This is a genomic window from Peribacillus sp. YIM B13477 (genome assembly GCF_042787955.1).
GTDB lineage: Bacteria > Bacillota > Bacilli > Bacillales > DSM-1321 > Peribacillus > Peribacillus frigoritolerans.
This window is the reverse complement of sequence record NZ_JBHZPD010000005.1, coordinates 251,565-272,310: the sequence shown is the minus strand read 5'-3', so window position 1 is coordinate 272,310 and position 20,746 is coordinate 251,565. Positions and strand designations below refer to the sequence as shown.

General features: G+C 41.5%; 16 protein-coding genes. All 16 read left to right on the top strand.

The window, feature by feature from the left end:
* Positions 1-169 precede the first annotated feature (169 nt).
* Positions 170-1,639, top strand: a complete 1,470-nt coding sequence (locus tag ACFX4H_RS17160) for a helix-turn-helix transcriptional regulator (protein ID WP_034312654.1) — start codon at positions 170-172, stop codon at positions 1,637-1,639.
* Between the two features lie 866 nt (positions 1,640-2,505).
* Positions 2,506-4,182, top strand: coding sequence for a urocanate hydratase (gene hutU / locus ACFX4H_RS17155; protein ID WP_377435911.1), 1,677 nt, complete (start codon positions 2,506-2,508; stop codon positions 4,180-4,182).
* The gene (hutI, locus tag ACFX4H_RS17150; RefSeq protein WP_052137435.1) at positions 4,179-5,477 is read left to right on the top strand and encodes an imidazolonepropionase; all 1,299 of its coding nucleotides are present in this window, start codon (positions 4,179-4,181) and stop codon (positions 5,475-5,477) included. Before hutU ends, hutI begins: the two co-directional genes overlap by 4 nt.
* A 223-nt stretch (positions 5,478-5,700) precedes the next feature.
* Positions 5,701-5,853 (top strand): hypothetical protein, encoded by a 153-nt coding sequence (locus tag ACFX4H_RS17145; protein WP_249598766.1) that lies wholly within the window; start codon positions 5,701-5,703, stop codon positions 5,851-5,853.
* A 213-nt stretch (positions 5,854-6,066) separates the two neighbouring features.
* Positions 6,067-7,452, top strand: coding sequence for an MFS transporter (locus ACFX4H_RS17140; protein WP_377435910.1), 1,386 nt, complete (start codon positions 6,067-6,069; stop codon positions 7,450-7,452).
* 81 nt (positions 7,453-7,533) lie between these two features.
* Complete coding sequence (gene hutH, locus ACFX4H_RS17135; RefSeq protein WP_249598765.1) at positions 7,534-9,093, top strand: histidine ammonia-lyase; 1,560 nt, start codon at positions 7,534-7,536, stop codon at positions 9,091-9,093.
* A gap of 94 nt (positions 9,094-9,187) precedes the next feature.
* A complete protein-coding gene (gene solA / locus ACFX4H_RS17130; protein ID WP_377435909.1) occupies positions 9,188-10,312 on the top strand; it encodes an N-methyl-L-tryptophan oxidase in 1,125 nt (374 codons plus the stop codon).
* Between the two features lie 257 nt (positions 10,313-10,569).
* Positions 10,570-11,328 carry a 5-oxoprolinase subunit PxpA gene (pxpA, locus tag ACFX4H_RS17125; RefSeq protein WP_241635725.1) on the top strand — a complete coding sequence of 253 codons (759 nt, stop codon included), beginning with the start codon at positions 10,570-10,572 and terminating at the stop codon, positions 11,326-11,328.
* A 122-nt stretch (positions 11,329-11,450) separates the two neighbouring features.
* Positions 11,451-12,590 carry an NRAMP family divalent metal transporter gene (locus ACFX4H_RS17120; RefSeq protein ID WP_377435947.1) on the top strand — a complete coding sequence of 380 codons (1,140 nt, stop codon included), beginning with the start codon at positions 11,451-11,453 and terminating at the stop codon, positions 12,588-12,590.
* A 90-nt stretch (positions 12,591-12,680) separates the two neighbouring features.
* A complete protein-coding gene (locus ACFX4H_RS17115) occupies positions 12,681-13,472 on the top strand; it encodes a putative hydro-lyase (protein WP_377435908.1) in 792 nt (263 codons plus the stop codon).
* A gap of 22 nt (positions 13,473-13,494) precedes the next feature.
* Positions 13,495-14,253 carry a 5-oxoprolinase subunit PxpB gene (gene pxpB, locus ACFX4H_RS17110; protein WP_268589844.1) on the top strand — a complete coding sequence of 253 codons (759 nt, stop codon included), beginning with the start codon at positions 13,495-13,497 and terminating at the stop codon, positions 14,251-14,253.
* Entirely contained in the window at positions 14,250-15,245 is a 996-nt protein-coding gene (locus ACFX4H_RS17105) for a 5-oxoprolinase subunit C family protein (RefSeq protein WP_312019050.1), read from the top strand. Before pxpB ends, ACFX4H_RS17105 begins: the two co-directional genes overlap by 4 nt.
* A 1,001-nt stretch (positions 15,246-16,246) precedes the next feature.
* Positions 16,247-17,329 carry a hypothetical protein gene (locus tag ACFX4H_RS17100; protein ID WP_052137434.1) on the top strand — a complete coding sequence of 361 codons (1,083 nt, stop codon included), beginning with the start codon at positions 16,247-16,249 and terminating at the stop codon, positions 17,327-17,329.
* Positions 17,316-19,484 carry a molybdopterin oxidoreductase family protein gene (locus ACFX4H_RS17095; protein ID WP_377435907.1) on the top strand — a complete coding sequence of 723 codons (2,169 nt, stop codon included), beginning with the start codon at positions 17,316-17,318 and terminating at the stop codon, positions 19,482-19,484. Before ACFX4H_RS17100 ends, ACFX4H_RS17095 begins: the two co-directional genes overlap by 14 nt.
* Positions 19,485-20,045 (top strand): 4Fe-4S dicluster domain-containing protein, encoded by a 561-nt coding sequence (locus tag ACFX4H_RS17090; RefSeq protein ID WP_034312626.1) that lies wholly within the window; start codon positions 19,485-19,487, stop codon positions 20,043-20,045.
* Positions 20,046-20,056: 11 nt separating this feature from the next.
* Positions 20,057-20,584, top strand: a complete 528-nt coding sequence (locus tag ACFX4H_RS17085; protein ID WP_034312622.1) for a Rieske (2Fe-2S) protein — start codon at positions 20,057-20,059, stop codon at positions 20,582-20,584.
* Positions 20,585-20,746: the final 162 nt, after the last annotated feature.

The window sequence follows — 20,746 nt, the reverse complement described above, 5'->3', positions numbered from 1 at the left end:
TTAATCTAAATCGCAGGTTCTGCCTAATAAGACTTGTTTGTAGATTTCGGCGGGATTAGAATGGATATGAGATGAAAGTGCTTTCGAAAAGATCAGGGATCCCTTTTCTATTCATGTGCTGACTTCATATTATTCATTAGGGGAATAACAGCAGAAATGAGGTGATGATGTGGAAATTCATTTGGTGGCAAAAGATGAGATTGAGGCTCAAGGAATTCGTTGGATCGTGGAGTCCCACCTAACGGGAGTTAGACTGAACTTATGGAAAACGATTGAAGAATTCGAAAAGGGCATACGCAATCAGCAACCTGAATTCGTTATTTTGGATATGGATATTTGGACGGATGAAAGTGAAGCGATGGGTGTTTCGTTAAAGCGAAGGGGAATTCGATGGTTAGGGATTTCATCTGAGCGAATCTTTCAAACCGCTTATCGAGCCTTACGTTTTCGTGCTGAAGATGTTTTATTCCGTCCTTTTTCTTCGGCAGATTTGGTAAAACATATCCAACAATTACGTTTTCAATTGAGAAATGGTCCAAGTCATATCTCGTCAAACACCATGGATGATGAGAATGCTCTGGATATTGGGTATCCAGATTTCTTCTTGACTGACCGGAAGCATGAAAGCCGAATAACCATGGTCGCTTTCTTGACACCTGATAACAAGACCCTTCCATTAGTTTATGATGAACTGCAACGATATTCTTTTACTGGGAAGAATCAAATCTTCGCTTTATCGGATTTTATTTTATGTGTCCAGGAAACAAAGGAAATGGAGATATATAAGGAAGAGTATCAGGCCTTCCTTGCCCATTGGAAAGAAAGAATGGATGAGCCCCTTGCCATCATAATAAAGGCGGCAACTTCAGATGAGTCTTTAAAAAGGATGTATCAGCAAACACGTGAATTTACGAGACAAATCTTTTTCGATGGATATGATATCATTTTAGCCGAAAGTCAACAGACTTCGCCTCAAGAGATGGACCCATTCCTCACTCCTCTTGAACAAAGACTTTGGATAGAAATGCTCGAAAGGCGGGATGCGAAAGCCATCAGGAACTGGATTGAGCGTGAATTCCTTACTTTTGATCGACCATACCCCGACCCGGAAATCGTTCGTATCCGCCTTACAAGTGTACTCGCACAAATTCGTAGGCATATGAAATCATACAACTTGCAAAATGCTTCCCTGGAAGCAATATACTATGATGTATTTCAGCAAATTGTACATAAACCTGTCATCCATCAAATAGTAAAAGAGCTGCATGCGTTCACCACCCATATGCTTCTGCAGGATCATGGACAATTACAGGAAGGGGCACGCACACTTAGCGAAAAAGCAAGGGAGCTGATCGAGTCCAACTATTGGGACGCCCAGTGGAATCTAGCGAGTTGTGCAGATACTCTGCGTATCAATAAAAGCACACTCAGCCGTCGTTTTGCGGCTGAATCCGGCGAGTCTTTTCGAAATACGCTGCATCAAGTTCGAATTAGGGAAGCTAAACGTTTATTAAAGGAAACGGATTTATCATTAGAGGAAATCTCACAATTAGCCGGCTATTCACATCAAACTTATTTCAATGCCAAATTCAAATTGCTTGAAGGTTGTACACCATCAGCATATCGGTCTGGCTTATAAAAAGGACGATTCAATAAATGAATCGTCCTTTCAGTTTGTAGACAAAAGGGATTCGGATTAAAAAATTCCAGTTGACCTTATTAAAAAGAATCATGTTAAGAAAGCATCCTCATCACTTCAAGTTTTATTAATGCTATATTAAAACAATGAAGACTTTAGGCAAAAGGGTTATATCTAAATGTTAAAACAAGTTGATTGGAGCGGGTGTTCGAGACTCCTGCGGGAAAAGCGAGTCCAGGGAGACCCTGCAGGCGCAAAGGCGCCGAGGGCGGACCGCCCGCGGAAAGGGAGTGCCTGGAGAGGAAATCAAAGTTAAAGTTTGTCTACAGTCTGAAAAAGGACGATTCAATAAATGAATCGTCCTTTCAGTTTGTAGACAAAAGGGGTTCGAATTAAAAAATTCCAGTTGACCTTATTAAAAAGAATCATGTTAAGAAAGCATCCTCATCACTTCAAGTTTTATTAATGCTATATTAAAACAATGAAGACTTTAGGCAAAAGGGTTATATCTAAATGTTAAAACAAGTTGATTGGAACGGAGGGTACGAGACTCCTGCGGGAAAAGCGAGTCCAGGGGAGACCCCACAGGCGCAAAGGCGCCGAGGGCGGACCGCCCGCGGAAAGCGAGTGCCTGGAGAGGAAATCAAAGTTATAGTGTGTCTACAGTCTGAAAAAGGGCGATTCAATAAATGAATCGTCCTTTTTTATTTATTTCATAACAATGTAATTATTGAAATTATTCATAAAATAATAAAGTTAACTACAAAAAAGTAAAATAAATTATAAAATAATCATTAAACTATAATTAATTATTCTGAATTTTTCTTATAGAATGAATATATAACAAAAACAAGGGGGAAATGAAAATGAACACGATTACAAATAAGGTTATCCGATATACTGGAACAGAATTGCATACTAAAGGATGGCAACAAGAAGCAGTGCTTAGAATGCTTATGAATAATTTGGATCCTGAAGTTGCTGAACGTCCAGAAGATTTGGTGGTATACGGAGGGATTGGGAAAGCAGCTCGTAACTGGGAATGCTTTGATGCAATCGTCAAATCACTAAAAGAGCTTGAAGAAGATGAAACTTTACTTGTCCAATCAGGGAAACCGGTGGCCATTTTTAAAACGCATTCGGATGCACCACGTGTCCTGCTTGCAAATTCAAATATCGTCCCTGCATACGCGAACTGGGAAACATTCCATGAACTTGATAAAAAGGGATTGATGATGTATGGGCAGATGACAGCAGGCAGCTGGATATATATCGGATCTCAAGGGATCGTACAAGGTACATACGAGACCTTTGCCGAGCTTGCAAAACAACATTTTAATAACTCGTTAAAAGGCACCATCACTCTAACGGCAGGTTTAGGCGGAATGGGAGGGGCACAGCCGCTGGCAGTTACGATGAACGGTGGAGTCTGTATCGGGATCGATGTAGATGAGACAAGAATTGACAGGAGGATTGAGACTCGTTATACCGATGTGAAAACGGATTCATTGGATGAAGCCATTCGTTTAGCGAATGAAGCTAAACTTGCAGGGGAAGCATTATCGATTGGTTTGATTGGGAATGCTTCAGATATTCTTCCGGAAATGATCGCAAGGAACTTCATTCCTGATGTCTTGACGGATCAAACTTCGGCCCATGATCCGCTAAATGGATATACCCCTTCAGGCCTGTCAATGGTGGAGGCTGCAGAATTACGGAATGCAAATCCAGAAGAGTATATTAAACTCTCTAAAGCTTCAATGGCCAAACATGTAAGGGCGATGCTTGAAATGATGGAAAAAGGAGCTGTGACGTTTGATTATGGCAACAATATCCGTCAAGTTGCGAAAGATGAAGGGGTAGAGAATGCTTTTGACTTCCCGGGCTTCGTTCCAGCTTATATCCGTCCACAATTCTGTGAGGGTAAAGGTCCATTCCGTTGGGTCGCTTTATCTGGTGATCCAGAAGATATTTATAAAACAGACCAAGCCATTTTACGTGAATTCGCTGATAATGAGCATTTATGTAACTGGATTAGAATGGCTCAAGACAAAATCCAGTTCCAAGGTCTTCCTTCCCGTATTTGCTGGCTTGGTTATGGGGAGCGCGCCCGTTTTGGTAAAATCCTTAATGATATGGTTGCAAGCGGTGAATTGAAGGCACCAATCGTGATTGGACGTGACCATTTGGATTCAGGATCTGTCGCTTCTCCGAATCGTGAAACGGAAGCCATGAAGGATGGATCGGATGTAGTGGCTGACTGGCCGATCTTAAATGCAATGGTGAACGCAGTGGGAGGTGCAACCTGGGTATCCGTACATCATGGTGGCGGCGTAGGAATGGGATACTCCATGCATGCTGGCGTGGTAATTGTGGCAGACGGAACCGAAGAAGCAGCAGCCAGGATTGAGCGAGTGCTGACAACGGACCCTGGGATGGGCGTTGTGCGCCATGTTGATGCAGGATATGAACTTGCAGAGGAAACAGCCCGTGAAAGAGGTATTAATATCCCGATGCTTGGTAAAGGAATTGATAAAAAATGACAAAGCCAATTTGGATAAAACATGCCACTCAACTTGCTACCCTTACCTCTGAAAGGAAAGGTCCGCGTTCCAAAGAGGCAATGTCGGAGCTTGGTTTGATAGAGGATGGAAGTATATGGATGGAATCAGGGTTGATCCAAGCTGTCGGGACAACCAAGGAATTGGAAAAACTCTATGCTGATAGAATGCATGAAGCTGAAGTCTTTGATGCAACTGGCCATTTGGTGACACCAGGGCTTGTTGATCCACATACGCATGTTGTATATGGCGGGAGTCGGGAACGTGAATTTGAAATGCGACTTGAAGGCGCAACATATATGGATATTATGAACGCAGGTGGGGGCATTCATGCTACCACCCGCATGACAAGGGAAGCAAGTGAAGAAGAATTGATGGAGCAAACCACGCGACGACTTGATTCGTTTCTCGCCCATGGCGTGACTACAGTAGAAGGTAAAAGCGGCTATGGAATGAATTTGGAAACCGAATTAAAGCAATTGCGGGTGATGAAGAAGCTACAGGAAGAGCATCCGATTGATCTGGTTCCTACTTTTATGGGAGCCCATGCGGTTCCAAAGGATTATAAAGGCCGCGAGGATGAATTTGTCGATCATCTGATTAATGATATGCTTCCAATCGTCTCTGAAGAAAAGCTTGCAGAATTCAATGATGTCTTTTGTGAAAAGGGGGTTTTTACCCCTGAACAATCAGAGCGGATTTTAAAGGCGGGGAAAAAATACGGCTTGATCCCTAAAATTCATGCTGATGAAATTGAGCCATACGGTGGAGCTGAATTAGCTGCGAAGATAGGAGCCATTTCAGCTGAGCATTTGTTAAAAGCTTCCGATGAGGGGATTACCGCCATGGCGAAGTCAGGTACGATTGCTTGCTTGCTTCCAGCCACCGCCTTGTATTTACGGGAAGAAGCGGCCCCTGGACGACGAATGGTTGATGAAGGTGTGGCTGTTGCCATTTCGACCGATTGCAATCCTGGATCTTCACCGACGACATCCATGCCGCTTGTCATGAATCTGGCATGCATTTCGATGAGGCTTACCCCTGCAGAAGCTCTTACGGCGGCGACATACAATGCTGCTTGTGCAATCAACAGGCAAGAAAGGGTCGGATCCCTTGAAGTCGGAAAACAAGCGGATGTCGTTTTATGGAATGTTGAAAACTATCAGGAGTTGCAATATTTATTTGGGGTCAATCATGTTAAGTCTGTATGGAAAAATGGTGTGCAAGTAGTGAATGATAAAGTGAAGACTGATACCAAAAGCCTTACGAGCCTTTAAAAATCAGTATTCTCAATCAATGTCTACCCATTCCATCCGCTGAAAAATTCAGGGGATGGAATGGGCTTTTGGAAGTATTAACAAATGTAATGGTGCTGAAGTAGGATGAAATTTATCATCCTACGCATTTTCAGCATTAAACACTTTACCACTTTACAGTGAGATTTAATGAAAGTATTTTAAGGAATTCGTGGAAATGAATCTTCCATGTGGAGGGAATTTTATGTGGATAATCACTATCCATTCGAAAAATGGCATAAAAATGTATGAGTTTAGCACAGAAAAGGAAGCAAGGGATAAATTTGAGGTAATGGAAGGTTGTAAAATCCTTAGTGAAGTCATTTATTTCAATGATAAACAATTGATTGAATCTTAAACTATATTTTCATATATTAGATAGAAATTAAAAGGTAGAATGATTTGATATAGTTTAAAAAAAGAGTATATTTCATAATATTCTTTGCTCAATTTTTTTATAGTATTAAGCTTAATCGTTCCATTCAATTTCTTCGCCACTCACGGCGTGTTACAGTTCTAGTGTTTTTTTTGAATCAATATATCTGATAAATCAAAAAATGGAGGAGATTCTTTGAAAGAACAAAAATTCACGATTGACGATGCCCCGTTTAATAGGTTTCATTTTCGAATTGCAGGACTCACATTCGGTTCCAGCTTTTGTGATGGCTATTCTCTAGGGATCATTGCGATGGCCCTGACAGTATTCGGGCCTCAGATGAATATGAATTCATTGTGGACAGGGCTGATCGGCAGCTCTGCTTTAATCGGTCTGTTTGCGGGATCTTTAATACTTGGAAGACTTTCTGACCGTGTAGGCCGACAGAAAATCTTTCTCGTAAACTTTTTACTCATCACGGTAGCTACCATTTTACAATTTTTTGTTAGCAGCCCAGAAGAGCTTTTTATTTTACGGTTGCTTATTGGTTTTGGACTTGGAGGGGATTACGCTGTAGGTACGACTTTGCTTGCCGAGTTTTCTCCCAAAAAGTATCGCTCCTCGCTCCTCGCGTCTATAAACGTAGTGTGGACGCTTGGATATGTTGCATCAAACTTTGTTGGTCATTACTTGGGCCAGGTTGGTTCAGACTCATGGCGTTGGATGCTTGTCAGCGCAGCCATTCCGGCAATTGTGGTTTTAATCTTAAGAATAGGAACGCCTGAATCACCAAGGTGGCTTGTCAGCATGGGGCGTGTCGAAGAAGCTCGCCAAATTGTAAAAAAACACCTTGGAGCGAACGTTGAAATGGGAGAAACGGAGACCGGCACAGAAAATCAAAAGACTCTGGGGTTTCGTGGGCTTTTCAGTAAAAGGCTTCGTAAGCGGTTGGCTTTTGGTGGAATATTCAAATTGACTCTTGTTATTCCATACTTTGCCATTTATACTTTCCTGCCTTCCATCCTTAGTACAATGGGGTTTGAACAGAACTTTTTTGCCGATACCATGTTAAATCTATTCTTGCTTGTTGGGGCAATTATTGGTCTTTGGCTGCTAGCAAAATTTTCTCGTAGAGGATTTACCATCGGGGCCTTCACGATACTTACTGTTTCATTGTTTTCACTCAGCTTCTTACACAATGGTTCTCAATTCTTAATGTTGGTAGCCTTCTTGATCTTTACTTTTTTCATGTCAGCAGCATCGAACCTTACACTAGTATACCCAGCAGAGCTTTTTCCAACTGAAATCCGTGGCTCGGGAATAGGTATGGTTACGGCAATTAGTCGGATTGGTTCTGCGATTGGAACATTTCTGCTGCCTGTTTCTTTAAGTTCATTCGGATTAAGTGCCTCAATGGCAGGAATGGCAGCCATTCTGCTGGTGGGCTTGATCGTATCGATAGCCTGGGCACCTGAAACGAAGAATCTTTCATTACATGAAGCAAGTGACCCATTGCTAGAAACGGAGAATTCTCCGAAAGGAACCGAAATTCCCTTTACAAAAAATGAAAAAATAACTTAAGATAACTTCCAGTAAATAAATGAGAAGGGCCAAAACTTTTTTCTCCTTCTTGATAAGTCATAGGAGAGGAGATGTATAAGGATGACAACTGCCGATTGTTTACAACCGAAGGATATTAAAGAGGTTGTATTAGGTGATGGTGAAATCTCAATCGAAGAAGTAATTGCGGTTGCAAGATATGGGGCGATGGTTTCCTTTACACAAACATATTGTGATAGGGTGAATAAATCACGTAGCTTAATAGACAAGTTTTTAGATGAAAATCGATTGATTTATGGTGTAACTACGGGTTTTGGCAGTAATATGACCGAGGTGATTTCTCCAAAGGACGCAGAAACCCTTCAACGGAATATTGTTCGTTCACATGCCGTTTCTGTTGGGGAAACTCTTGAAAAAGAAGTCGTAAGGGCCATTCAGTTGATGATACTAGTGAATTTAGGCCAAGGGTATTCAGGAGTTCGTTTACAGGTATTAAATCTAATTGCTTCACTATTAAATCACGATATCATTCCATTTGTTCCAGGTGATGGGTCAGTGGGGTATCTTTCCCCAGAAGCTCACATGGCCTTAGTGGTGATAGGTGAAGGGAAAGCATGGTATGAAGATGAGCTCATACCTGGCATGGAAGCTTTAAGGAAAGCGGGATTAGCACCTGTTACGTTAGGTGCTAAAGAAGGATTGGCACTTACAAGCGGGACTACTTCCGTCACCGCGATGGCTGTCCTGGCTTTATATAATAGCATTCAGGCGGCGAAAACCGCTGACATTACGGGAGCCATGTCCTTAGAAGTGCTGAAGGGTACTATAAAAGCATTTGATCCTCGTCCCCACTCATTGAAAAAACATGAGGAACAGGCTAAGACAGCCAGAAATGTATCAAGGATTCTTGAAGGCAGCCAAATCATTGATACATACAAGGAACATAGATTACAAGATGCACTTAGCTTACGATGCATTCCACAAGTCCATGGAGCCATAAAAAGAGTATTGAAAGACGCTGCTGTATCAATCGAGAATGAAATGAACTCTGTAAGTGACAATCCTCTGATTTTTCCTGAAGAGGACGATGGAATTGGCCTGATGGCTGGGAATTTTGATGGTTCATTTGTTGGGATTTATGCGGATGCGATATCCATAGCGTTAGCAAACTTAGCAAAAATAACAGAACGCAGAATAGATCGCCTTGTAAACCATCACCTTAGTGAATTACCTAATTTCTTAGTGGTTAATCCAGGTTTGAATAGCGGCTACATGATTCCGCAATATACAGCTGCCGGGCTATTAAATGAAATCAGGGTGCTTTCGCATCCAGCTACAATAGATAATATCCCTACATGTGCAAATCAAGAAGACGTGATAAGTTTTGCCTATTTTGCTTCGAGGAAAGCATATCGGATTTCAAAGAAACTTGAATATATATTAGCCATTGAACTGATGACGGCAACGCAAGCAATGGATTTTCATCTACCTTTGAAACCGTCACCGGTTACGGAGGATGTATATCATTTAGTTCGGAGCGAAGTCCCGATGGTTGAAGAAGATCGCTTTTTTCATCCTGACATTGAAGCGATTTATAGGCAAATTCATGAAGGGGAAATAGTGAAGCTCGTTGAAATGGCGATCGGGGAAATAGAGTTCTAAAACCATGTGGAAGCTGTTTTACTTTATATTATAAGGTAAAATGGCTTCCTTTTTTTAAAATGAAGGACCATATTTAAAGGAGGAGGGATGAAAGATGCATTATGATGTAATTGTAATTGGAGCTGGATCCATGGGAATGTCTTCAGGTTATTATCTATCAAAAAATGGACAAAAAGTATTATTATTGGATTCCTTTGCCCCTCCTCATAATAAGGGGAGCCATCACGGGGAAACAAGAATTATTAGGCATGCTTATGGTGAAGGCAGGGAGTATGTTTCTTTGGCACTTAAATCACAAAAGCTTTGGGGGGAATTGGAAAGAATTTCGGGTCAACAATTATTTCTTCCGACGGGGGTCCTGAATGCTGGAAGCCAAAATTCCACTTTCATTAAACAAGTGAAAGCAGGATCAAAGGAATATGGTTTACCTATGAACATATTGGATTACCATGAAATTCATGATAGGTGGCCAGGAATAACATTGCCGGAAGACTACATTGGGTGCTATGAATCGACTTCTGGCGTGTTGAAAAGTGAAGAATGCATAAACGCGTATCAACAACTTGCGAAATCCCATGGTGCCGACATCATTGTAAACAGTGAAGTAAAGAAGGTAGTTGCCCATGGTAACGGGGTCACGGTTAAAACGGATGAACAGACATTCCACTCGGAATCTTTAGTGGTTGCAGTTGGGGCGTGGGCACCGAAAATATTGGCGATGTTAGATTTGAATCTCCCGCTGGAACCCATCAGAAAAACATTTGCCTGGTTTCATGCAAATGAAAAATTATATAATCATAATGATTTTCCGGCTTTTACTTTTGATACTTCAGTTGGTACATACTATGGCTTTCCTAGTATAAATGGTTCTGGATTGAAAATAGGGAGACATGATGGAGGACAGCGGATCAATCCTGATGGCTGTATCGAGGGTTTTGGTGAATTGGCTGAGGATGAGGGTGATTTGATGAGGTTTTTAGGGCAATATATGCCTGCTGATCAAAAAATGAAATATGGGAAAACTTGCATCTATACCATGACCCCTGATGAGCATTTTATAGTGGATAAACATCCTTATTATCCACATATTGCTATAGCGGCAGGTTTCTCTGGACACGGTTTTAAATTCAGCAGTGTCATGGGGAAAATTTTGAGTGACTTGATTATCTCCGGTACGACCAAGGAAGATATTTCATTGTTTTCGATTAACCGATTTTGAATTAATAGATTCCAAACTTAAAAGCTGTAATCATGGCCGTTGCTTCCTTTCAAAGGAAACAACGGCTTTTTTTATCAAACTGTAATGTTAGGTTTTCTAACAAAATATTGTCGAAATAATTAAAATATGCTAGAATGAGAATATTCCGAAATATGAAACTGGTGTTCCGAATTTCGGAACATGCGCATTTGAATGATTGAAAAAGTACTTGCATTTTATGGTTTACTAAAATTTCCGTTATTAAAGGAGTGGGTAGTATGAACACGGTTGATTTGAATTGTGATTTAGGAGAAAGTTTTGGCGCTTACCGGATGGGGAATGATCAAGAGATTTTAGATTATGTAACATCTGTCAATGTAGCTTGTGGATTCCACGCTGGTGATCCTACAGTCATGAGAAAAACGGTTCAGCTTGCTTTAGGGAAAGAAGTCAAAATCGGAGCCCACCCAGGTTTACAGGATTTAATAGGATTTGGCAGACGCAATATGAATATTTCACCACAGGAAGCTTATGATATTGTCGTCTACCAAATTGGGGCATTAAATGGCTTCCTGCAATCCGAAGGCGGAAGTATGCAGCATGTGAAACCGCATGGGGCTTTGTACAATATGGCCGCAAAGAACAAAGAGTTATCCATGGCCATTGCCGAAGCGGTATATAAAGTGAATCCCGAGCTTATCTTATTTGGTTTGTCGGGCAGTGAATTAATACGCGCCGGACAGGCTATCGGATTGCAAACAGGGAGTGAAGTATTTGCCGATCGCACCTACCAACATGATGGTTCATTGACTTCCCGATTGGAAAAGGACGCACTGATTGAAAACGATGATGTTGCCGTTGCCCAAGTCATTCGCATGGTGAAGGAAGGGAAGGTACTGTCCCAGCAAGGCTCAGATGTGGCTTTAAAAGCAGATACCATTTGTATTCACGGGGACGGGGCACATGCTTTATCCTTTGCACGGCATGTTAGGGAATCTTTGCAATTATCTGAAATAAAAGTCAAGTCTTTTTCTTGAAAAAAAACTAAACAATCAGGGGGCAGATTCCATTGGAGCCAAACAAAAATACAACAGCACAGAAAAAGAATTTGACTAAGCCAAAAACGAACCGCACTTTATTGTTAGGTGCAGCATTCCTAATGGCAACATCGGCAATAGGACCAGGTTTTTTAATGCAAACGACCGTTTATACCCAAAGCCTTGCGGCAAGTTTCGGTTTCGTTATCCTTATTTCGGTCATTCTTGATATATTTGCCCAAACAAATGTATGGCGCATTATTGCTGTATCCGAAAAACGGGGTCAAGAGATTGCAAACATGGTCCTTCCTGGGCTGGGTTATGTACTGGCAGCACTGATCGTCCTGGGCGGGCTGGCATTTAACATTGGAAATATCGCAGGAGCCGGATTAGGTCTGAATGCGATGACGGGAATATCCCCAACTACGGGGGCGGCAATAAGCGCAGTCATCGCCGTACTGATTTTTGTAGTGAAAGAAGCAGGGAAAGCGATGGACCGTTTTACGCAAATCGCTGGATTTTTCATGATTTGTTTGATGATTTACGTTGCATGGACAACCTCTCCTCCTGTAGGGGAAGCGGTAGTGAAGACCTTTGCCCCTGATAAAATCGATATTATTGCCATCGTAACATTAGTGGGCGGATCTGTTGGCGGCTACATCACTTTTGCGGGTGGCCATCGTCTATTGGATGCAGGCGTGAAGGGCGTTGACTCGTTACCTCAGGTCACGAAGAGCTCGGTAATGGGGATCTTGATAACGACTGTCATGCGCGTTGCCTTATTTCTGGCAGTACTGGGTGTTGTATCGAAAGGATTACAAATTAATCCGGATAACCCTGCAGCATCCGTTTTTCAACTCGCTGCGGGTAATATAGGATATAAAATCTTCGGTATTGTCATGTGGGCAGCAGCGATCACGTCTGTTGTTGGAGCGGCATATACTTCGGTTTCATTTATCAGAACTTTCAGCGAAAAGATAAATAAGAAGGCAAACTGGATAATCATTGGCTTTATAGCCGTATCGACCATTTGCTTTCTATTGATTGGCCAACCGGTTAAAGTATTGCTTATAGTTGGAGCCATTAATGGACTCATCTTACCAATTGCTCTTGGAACATTGTTAATTGCCGCATATAAGAAAAATATCGTGGGTGATTATAAGCATCCTTTATGGTTAACGATTTCCGGTGTATTCGTGGTTGTCATCATGGCGTTGATGGGCGTATATACATTAATGAAACAACTGCCAGCACTTTTTTAATGATCAATGAATGAAAATCCAATAAAAATAGGTGGAAATGGCGTGCCGGTTTGTCACTTTCTTCCACTTCGTAATAGGAGATGAATACTAATGATCGACCTTTCTCAAGCTACCCCGGCTGAGTTGCGTTCAATGATTCGAAACAACGAATTGATAAAGCCGACTGCTGGCATGGCTAACGGTTATGCACAAGCGAACTTAGCCATCTTAAAAAAAGAGCATGCTTTTGATTTCTTATTATTTTGTCAGCGTAACCCTAAATCCTGTCCATTGCTGGATGTTACGGAAATTGGTTCAGCCATTCCCGCATTTGCAGCAAAGTCTGGGGATATTCGCACCGATATTCCGAAATATAGGGTATATAAATATGGAGAATTAGTGGAAGAAGTAACGGATATCTCAAACTACTGGGAAGAGGATATGGTTGGATTTTTAATTGGGTGCAGCTTTACATTCGAACACGCCCTTTTAAACAATGATATATCGATTCGTCATATTGAAGAGGGATGCAATGTACCAATGTATAAAACCAATATCCCTTGTATTGATGCAGGGATTTTTCATGGGAAAATGGTGGCTAGCATGAGGCCGATTCCACAAAAGGATGTGGTGAGGGCAGCTCAAGTGACATCGCGTTTTCCGGCCGTTCATGGCGCTCCAATCCATATTGGCGACCCTGAAGCGATTGGTGTTTCCAGCATTCAGCATCCGGATTTTGGTGATCCAGTAACGATTCGTGAAGGGGAAGTCCCAGTATTTTGGGCATGTGGTGTAACACCTCAATCCATTGCTATGGAAACTAAACCGGAGATCATGATCACGCATGCACCTGGATATATGTTCATAACGGACATTCGTGATGAAAAATTAGGAGTTTTATAACTGACAGAAAGAGATGATTCCTATGCCGGAAAAGCTTTTGAAAAAAACTGCATGTACACTTTCTCCATTAGGCGATTCCGCAATCGTGATAACATTCGGGAATGGAATGGAATACAGCGTTCACAAAAAAATAAAATTGTTAAAGGATTTGCTGGAAGATGAACCTTTTGCGGGGTTTATAGAATGTGTACCGGCTTATACCAATTTGACGGTTTTTTATGATCCACTGGTTATTTATAAGGAACAAAATAAAAGCAATGGTAATGAAACCATATCTCCCTTTGAAGTGGTCCGTTCCATCTTGGAAATGAAATTACAGGATTTAAAAGAAGATAAGAAACTGATACATCGAACGGTTACCATCCCCGTGTGCTATGGGTATGAATATGGACCCGATTTGGAATATGTTGCACGCTATAATGATTTGACTACTGATGAAGTCATTCATATTCATTCAACCGGTGAATATTTGGCTTATATGATCGGGTTCGCACCGGGTTTCCCGTTTCTTGGCGGACTTTCGGAGAACATCGCGACACCTAGGCGTTCCTCTCCCCGAATGACCATTCCGGCAGGGGCAGTAGGGATCGCCGGTATGCAAACGGGAGTATATCCCATATCAACGCCTGGTGGATGGCAATTGATCGGACAAACGCCAACCAAACTATTTTTACCGAATGTAAATCCTCCAAGTCTATTACAAGCAGGGGACATTGTGAAGTTCCACCCGATTACGGATCAAGAATATAAAGAAATGATTCTTAAGGAGGGGATACAGTGAGCCTGCGCGTAATCAAACCGGGATTATTGACCAGTATACAGGATCTTGGAAGAAAAGGATTCAAGCAACATGGGGTGATTGTAAGCGGGGCGATGGATGCACATTCTTTACGAATTGCCAATATGTTGGTTGGCAATGAAGAAGGAGAAGCGGCCTTGGAAATTACATTAATGGGTCCGACCATTAAAGTAGAGAAAAATTGCCTGATTTCAATAACAGGTGGAAATTTATCACCTACACTTGATAATAAGGTGGTACCGATGTGGAAGCCCATTCTTGTGAAAAATGGATCGATTCTTCGATTTGAAGGGTGTAAATCAGGTTGCAGGGCGTACTTAACTGTAGCGGGAGGCTTTGCTATTCCTGAAATTATGGAGAGTAAAAGCACATATCTAAGGGCTGGGATTGGCGGCTATATGGGGAGGGCATTAAAGGCTGGCGATGTCTTGGAGTTTAATGAACCTTCGAAGAATCTTGATGATCGAACGTTCAAAGGTTCATTTTCCTTCCCAAAGTGGTTTGTCAATGAGAAGGAGTTCATGCCAGGAGGAAAACCTCTCATCCGTTTCATCGATGGAAGCCAATATGAATATTTCACAGATACAAGTAAAGATAGTTTTGTAGAGAGGTTATTTAAAGTTTCCAATCAATCCGACCGCATGGGATATAGAATATCGGGCCCTGCACTGAAATTAAAGGATAATGGAGAGTTATTATCTGAAGCGGTTACAAATGGGTCCGTTCAGGTTCCGCCAGATGGAAATCCGATCATCCTCCTTTCAGATAGCCAAACAACGGGCGGATATCCTAAGATAGCTCAGGTGATTACGGCGGATTTACCAATTATCGCTCAGGTTAAACCAGGGGAATCGATTCAGTTCTCACGGGTGAATTTAAAGGAGGCTGAACGGCTGTTCCTTCAAAAAGAACGGCAATTGAAGGAATTGCAAGTTTCAATTTCATTGGCCTTGAAAAAATGGCTGGATATATAATGCTTCTACAATTAACGCAAAAGATGAGAAAGTACTCTTAAAGGGTGCTTTATTCAGAATGTAGACAAACTCGATGAAAATCGAGTTTGTCTACATTTTTTTATAGCTTGTACAATTTGACGTTGATTGGAACGTAAGGCTCGCTTTCCGCGGGCGGTCCGGGAGCCTTCTCGGCTTTCGCCTGCGGGGTCTCCCTGGACACGCTTTTCCCGCTGGAGTCACGAACACCCGCTCCAATCAATTTTGTTTTACCTTTTAGATAGAACACTTTTGCCTAGAGTCTTTTTTGTTTTAAAATAGGTTTATTAAAACTTGAGGTGATGAGGATGCTTTCTAATCATGATTCTATTCAGCGAGATCAACTTGAAATGATTACTTTAGATCAACTGGTGCCACCGAACCATTTGGTTGGTAAAATGGAGGCTTCCTTGACTTCACTTTCAGACTTGGTGAAAGATATGTATTCATTCAGAGGTAGGACGCCCAATTATTGATCCTGTTATTTTTCATTCATTATACCTTAGGTATTCGTTCTATGTGTAAAACGATTGAAGAAGCTGAAACACATATGGATTACCGTTGACCTTTTGTCTGCAAACTGGAGAAAGTACTCTTAAAGAGTGCTTTCTTTTTTGTTTCATTAAACAAAGTTCATGATAAAGAAGGTCCCTTTCTTCCACTATGTCCAATAATGTCTTCCAAAACCGGTTTGCAATTCGAAAGAGAGGAGAAGTTGACATGCATTTTTTCTCCAAAGAATCTTGAAACCCAACATCCTTATACATACTTATTTACATTATTACCCCAATCCCAAATAAGAAGTTATGAAATTAGAGTGAAGGAAATACGGACTAATCACCATTCTGACGTCTGAATTTCTGTTTATTTTCAAAAGTTAAGGGGATTTTTCCAAAAGGATGGGGAAGTTCCCCGATATCGAACAATCAGACAAGATCTTACAATAAGGGTATGGTAATTGTTTGTAATGAGGAGGAATAATAATGCAGGCAAAAGTCGCCGTAAATCAAAAAACAGGAAAATCGATTGATGATGCTTTTGCATCACATTTTGCAAAGTCTATGTTTCTAGCAGTTTGCGGACTTGTATTCTTATCGTTTATAGGTACGAGAATGTTTACACACGTGGATTTAAACCTTTATGGCTATATGGTGGGGACGTTTATTTTTATTGGGGGGTTCTTTTACAGATTTATCGCTTGGGGGGAAAGGCCGCCAACAAAGGTTTTTATAAAAAAAGGAATCAAAATTCTCTTAAGAAGATCAACGCCCAAAACAACAGTTGAACATTTAGCAACATACAATTTCATCTGGAACAGGGGAATTTACCGATGGACTCAGCACGTTCTTATGGGCTGGGGCTGCATTCTTTCCTGCTTCGTGACCTTTCCTCTAGTATTTGGATGGATGTACTTCACAATGGACGAGAACGGTTACTACAACATCATCGCAATGGGGATCCAAGTAATGACAGTGCCAGCTGATGGGCTCATTGCGAAGTTATCATATAACGCACTGAACATAACAGCAGTGATGGTCATTTCCGGAGTATGCATGGCCATTTATCGTCGTTTGAAAAATATGCAGGCAAGGGCAGAGCAACAATTCATGTATGACTTCCTTCCATTATTCATGCTGTTATTGGTCAGCGTTACAGGATTGGCACTAACGTTCATGAACATTTTTATGCATGGTGCAGGACAGCCGGCCATGTCACTGATTCACCAATGGTCAGTCATCATTACATTGATTTATCTTCCGTTTGGAAAACTTGCGCACATACCTTTCCGCCCAATGAGTGTATTTGCAAGAAATTACAGAGAACATTATGCGGAACAATCCATGAAAGGATGCAAAGTATGCGGTAATGAGTTTGTTTCAACAGAACAATCAAAAGATGTAATAGAGGTACTCGGCAGGAATGATATAGAATTCCAAGCGAAAGAAGGCCACCATCTCGCTGAAATGTGCCTTCCTTGTCGAAGAAAATACAGGATTGCCCAATTTTCCGGGTTCCCCATCCATGAAGTAAAAGTTAAGGAGGCAAACCAGGATGCAAAAGGATAAGTTTTTTAAAGCAGAAAGTAATGTGGTACACCCGAATGAAACATTGGTCAAAACCCATTGTGCTTATTGCGGAATGCAATGCGGAATGAATTTAAGGGTAAATGTAGCGACGAATAAAATCATTGGGGTTGAACCCCGTTATGACTGGCCTGTAACCGTAGGGAAAATGTGTCCAAAAGGGGTTACAGCTTACCAGCAGACGAATCATGATGATCGTATTTTAAAACCGCTTATTCGTGATGATGCTTCATTAAAGGGAACAAAGGAAGGTTTCCGTGAAGCAAGCTGGAATGAGGCGTATGATTTAATCGCAAATAAGTTCAGGGAACTTCAAGTTAAATATGGAAAAGATTCATTATCCGTTTTCAGCGGGGTATCAATGACAAATGAAAAATGCTATTTAACAGGGAAATTTGCACGTGTGGCTCTTGGAACTCGCTACATTGATTATAATGGCCGATTTTGCATGTCGAGTGCAGCCGGGGGATTCCTTCGTTCTTTTGGAGTTGATAGAGGTTCAACATTACCTTGGACTGATATTCATGAAACAGATTGCTTATTTATTGCAGGAAGCAACACAGCAGAATGCCATCCAACTTCTATGTTCCGTGTTTGGAACGTACAAGAAAGAGGAGGGTACATTATCGTGGCAGATCCCCGTGAAACTCCTATTGCGAGAAGAGCAGATGTTCATCTTGACTTGAAACCGGGAACGGATCTTGCCCTTGCTAATGGAATCTTAAATCTATTAATTCAAAACGGTTATGCAGACGAAGAATTCATTAATAATCATACGAACGGGTTTGAAGAAACAAAAGAACTTGTAAAAGAATTTACACCGGAATATACGAGTGAGCTTACAGGTGTGGCATCGAAAAAAATCATTCGTGCAGCGGAAATTTATGGGAAATCACCAAATGCCGTTGTCATGTTCGCACGTGGAATCGAACAGCAGCATAAGGGAGTTGACAATGTATCTGGATATACAAACTTGGCGCTTGTGACAGGTAAAATCGGACGGCCAAAGTCTGGTGTAGCGACATTCACCGGTCAAGGAAACGGGCAAGGGGGACGGGAGCATGGCCAGAAAGCCGATTTATTGCCAGGATACCGTAAAATTACAAACCCTGAACATGTAGCAGAAGTTTGTAAAGTATGGAATATCACTCCTGAAGAAATGCCCCAGCCGGGTGTATCTGCATATGAAATGTTTGAGTTGATGGAACAAAAAACGATTCGCGGACTGTATCTGCTATGTTCTAATCCTGCAGTATCTGCGCCGAATCTGAATTTCGTCAGAACTTCGATGAAAAATCTTGATTTTATGGTGTGTTCGGATTTCTATCTTTCTGAATCAGCCGAGTTTGCGGATGTGATCCTGCCATCTGTAACGTGGTCAGAAGATGAAGGAACAGTTACTAACCTTGAAGGAAGAATTATTAAGATAAATAAGGCACAAGAACCAATCGGTGAATCTAAGCCCGACTGGCAAATACAAGTAGAACTTGCAGAACGTCTTGGAAGAGGAAAATACTTTTCCCATTTGAAAACGGCAAAAGATGTGGCAGATGAATTCAGACTGGCCAGTAAAGGTGGAAATGCCGATTATTATGGTGCTACATGGGATAAGATCGACAAACAGGACGGAGTTTTTTGGCCTTGTAAGGATGAAAATGATAAGGGAACGCCGCATATGTTCCTGGATAAAAAATTCTATCACGCAGACGGGAAAGCGAAAATTTGTGCGCTTCCTTACCGTCCCCCTGCTGAAGAGCCAGATGAAAAATATCCACTTCGTTTAACAACCGGTCGTGTCGTTTACCACTACTTATCTGGAAACCAGACGAGAAGAATCCAGTTTCTGCGTGATATGTGCCCGGAGCCATACGTCGAAGTGCATCCGGAAACAGCAAAAAAATACAATATGGACCATGAGGATAAGGTCCGCCTGTACACCCGGAGAGGCGAGGCAATCTATAAAGTGAAAATTACAGAGGCAATTCGTAAGGACACTGTATTTGTTCCATACCACTTTGGGCACGAGCAATCTATCAACCTATTAACGATTGCAGCGCTTGACCCAATATCCCGTATGCCGGAGTTTAAGGTCTGTGCGGCTCAAATGGAAAAAGTCGAAATAAAGAAGGTGCAATAAATGAAAAAGAGGCTCTATTTAGAACTTGAAAACTGCATAGGATGCCGGTCATGCCTTGCTGCTTGTACACAATGCGGAGGTCATGAAGAGCGGAACAGGAACTACGTTTATGATGTAAACCCTCTGGTCAATCGGCAGACGATGCCTCTTATGTGCCTCCATTGTGTGAATCCGGCCTGTGCAAGAAGTTGTCCTGCCCAGGCAATCCAAATACATGAGACAGGGGCCGTCTTATCAGCTCTAGTTGAAAAATGTATTGGCTGCCAAAACTGTACGATCGCTTGTCCGTATGGAATACCAAAATTTGATACAGAGCAAAACTTAATGTATAAATGCGATTTATGTATTGACCGGACAAAAAACGGTATCCCGCCAATGTGTGCAAGTGTTTGTCCATCCAACACACTTCAGTGGCTCACCGATGAGGAAATTGGAAATAGAAAAAAACAATTTAATCTAGATAATGGAAAATGGGTGAGTAGCCTGCCTTATCTTGAAAGTGAAACGAACGTTAAGGTAAATTTGCCTGGTATTTTACAAGGAATTGAAAAGCTATTTTAGGAGGGATTTATATGCCGTCGGATAAAAATAATAAAATCCCCTTTAATGAAGATAATTACACCCATAATATTGAACGGGATAATGAAAGAAAGCTCGACAGACGAGGGTTCATGAAAACACTAGTGGGAGCTGCAGGAGTATTCGCGATTTCATCCCTTCCTTGGGGAGCGATTGCGGCTAAAGAATTGATGGGTCTTGGGGAAAAGGAGTATCCTCACAAAAAAATAACTAATGTAAGCGGACTTCCAATTGGTGACGCAGTGGAGTTTAAATTTCCAGGGGATCATGATGATGCCATTTTGATCAGATTGTCTGAAACGAAATACGTAGCATACCAAAATGCATGCACACATCTTCGTTGCCCGGTATTTTGGGTGAAAGAAGAAGGTGAAATGATCTGTCCTTGCCATCATGGGAAATTTGATGTTGAAACAGGTGCTCCAACTGCCGGACCTCCAAGGAGGCCCCTGCCTGAAATTCAAGTGAAAGTTGAAAATGGCGCAGTATACGCTGTAAGGGTGAAGCGTTATGAAGTTTAAGTACATCGGTGTCGCGTTGCTTTGTGCTTTCTTGATGATGAATATTGTATTTACCCAATTTATGGTTCACCAATTTTATTATGAAAATTATATAAATGTATTAATATTTGGGGGATTAAACATAGTGGTGTTTCCCTTAGCGTTATTTACTTATAAAAAAAC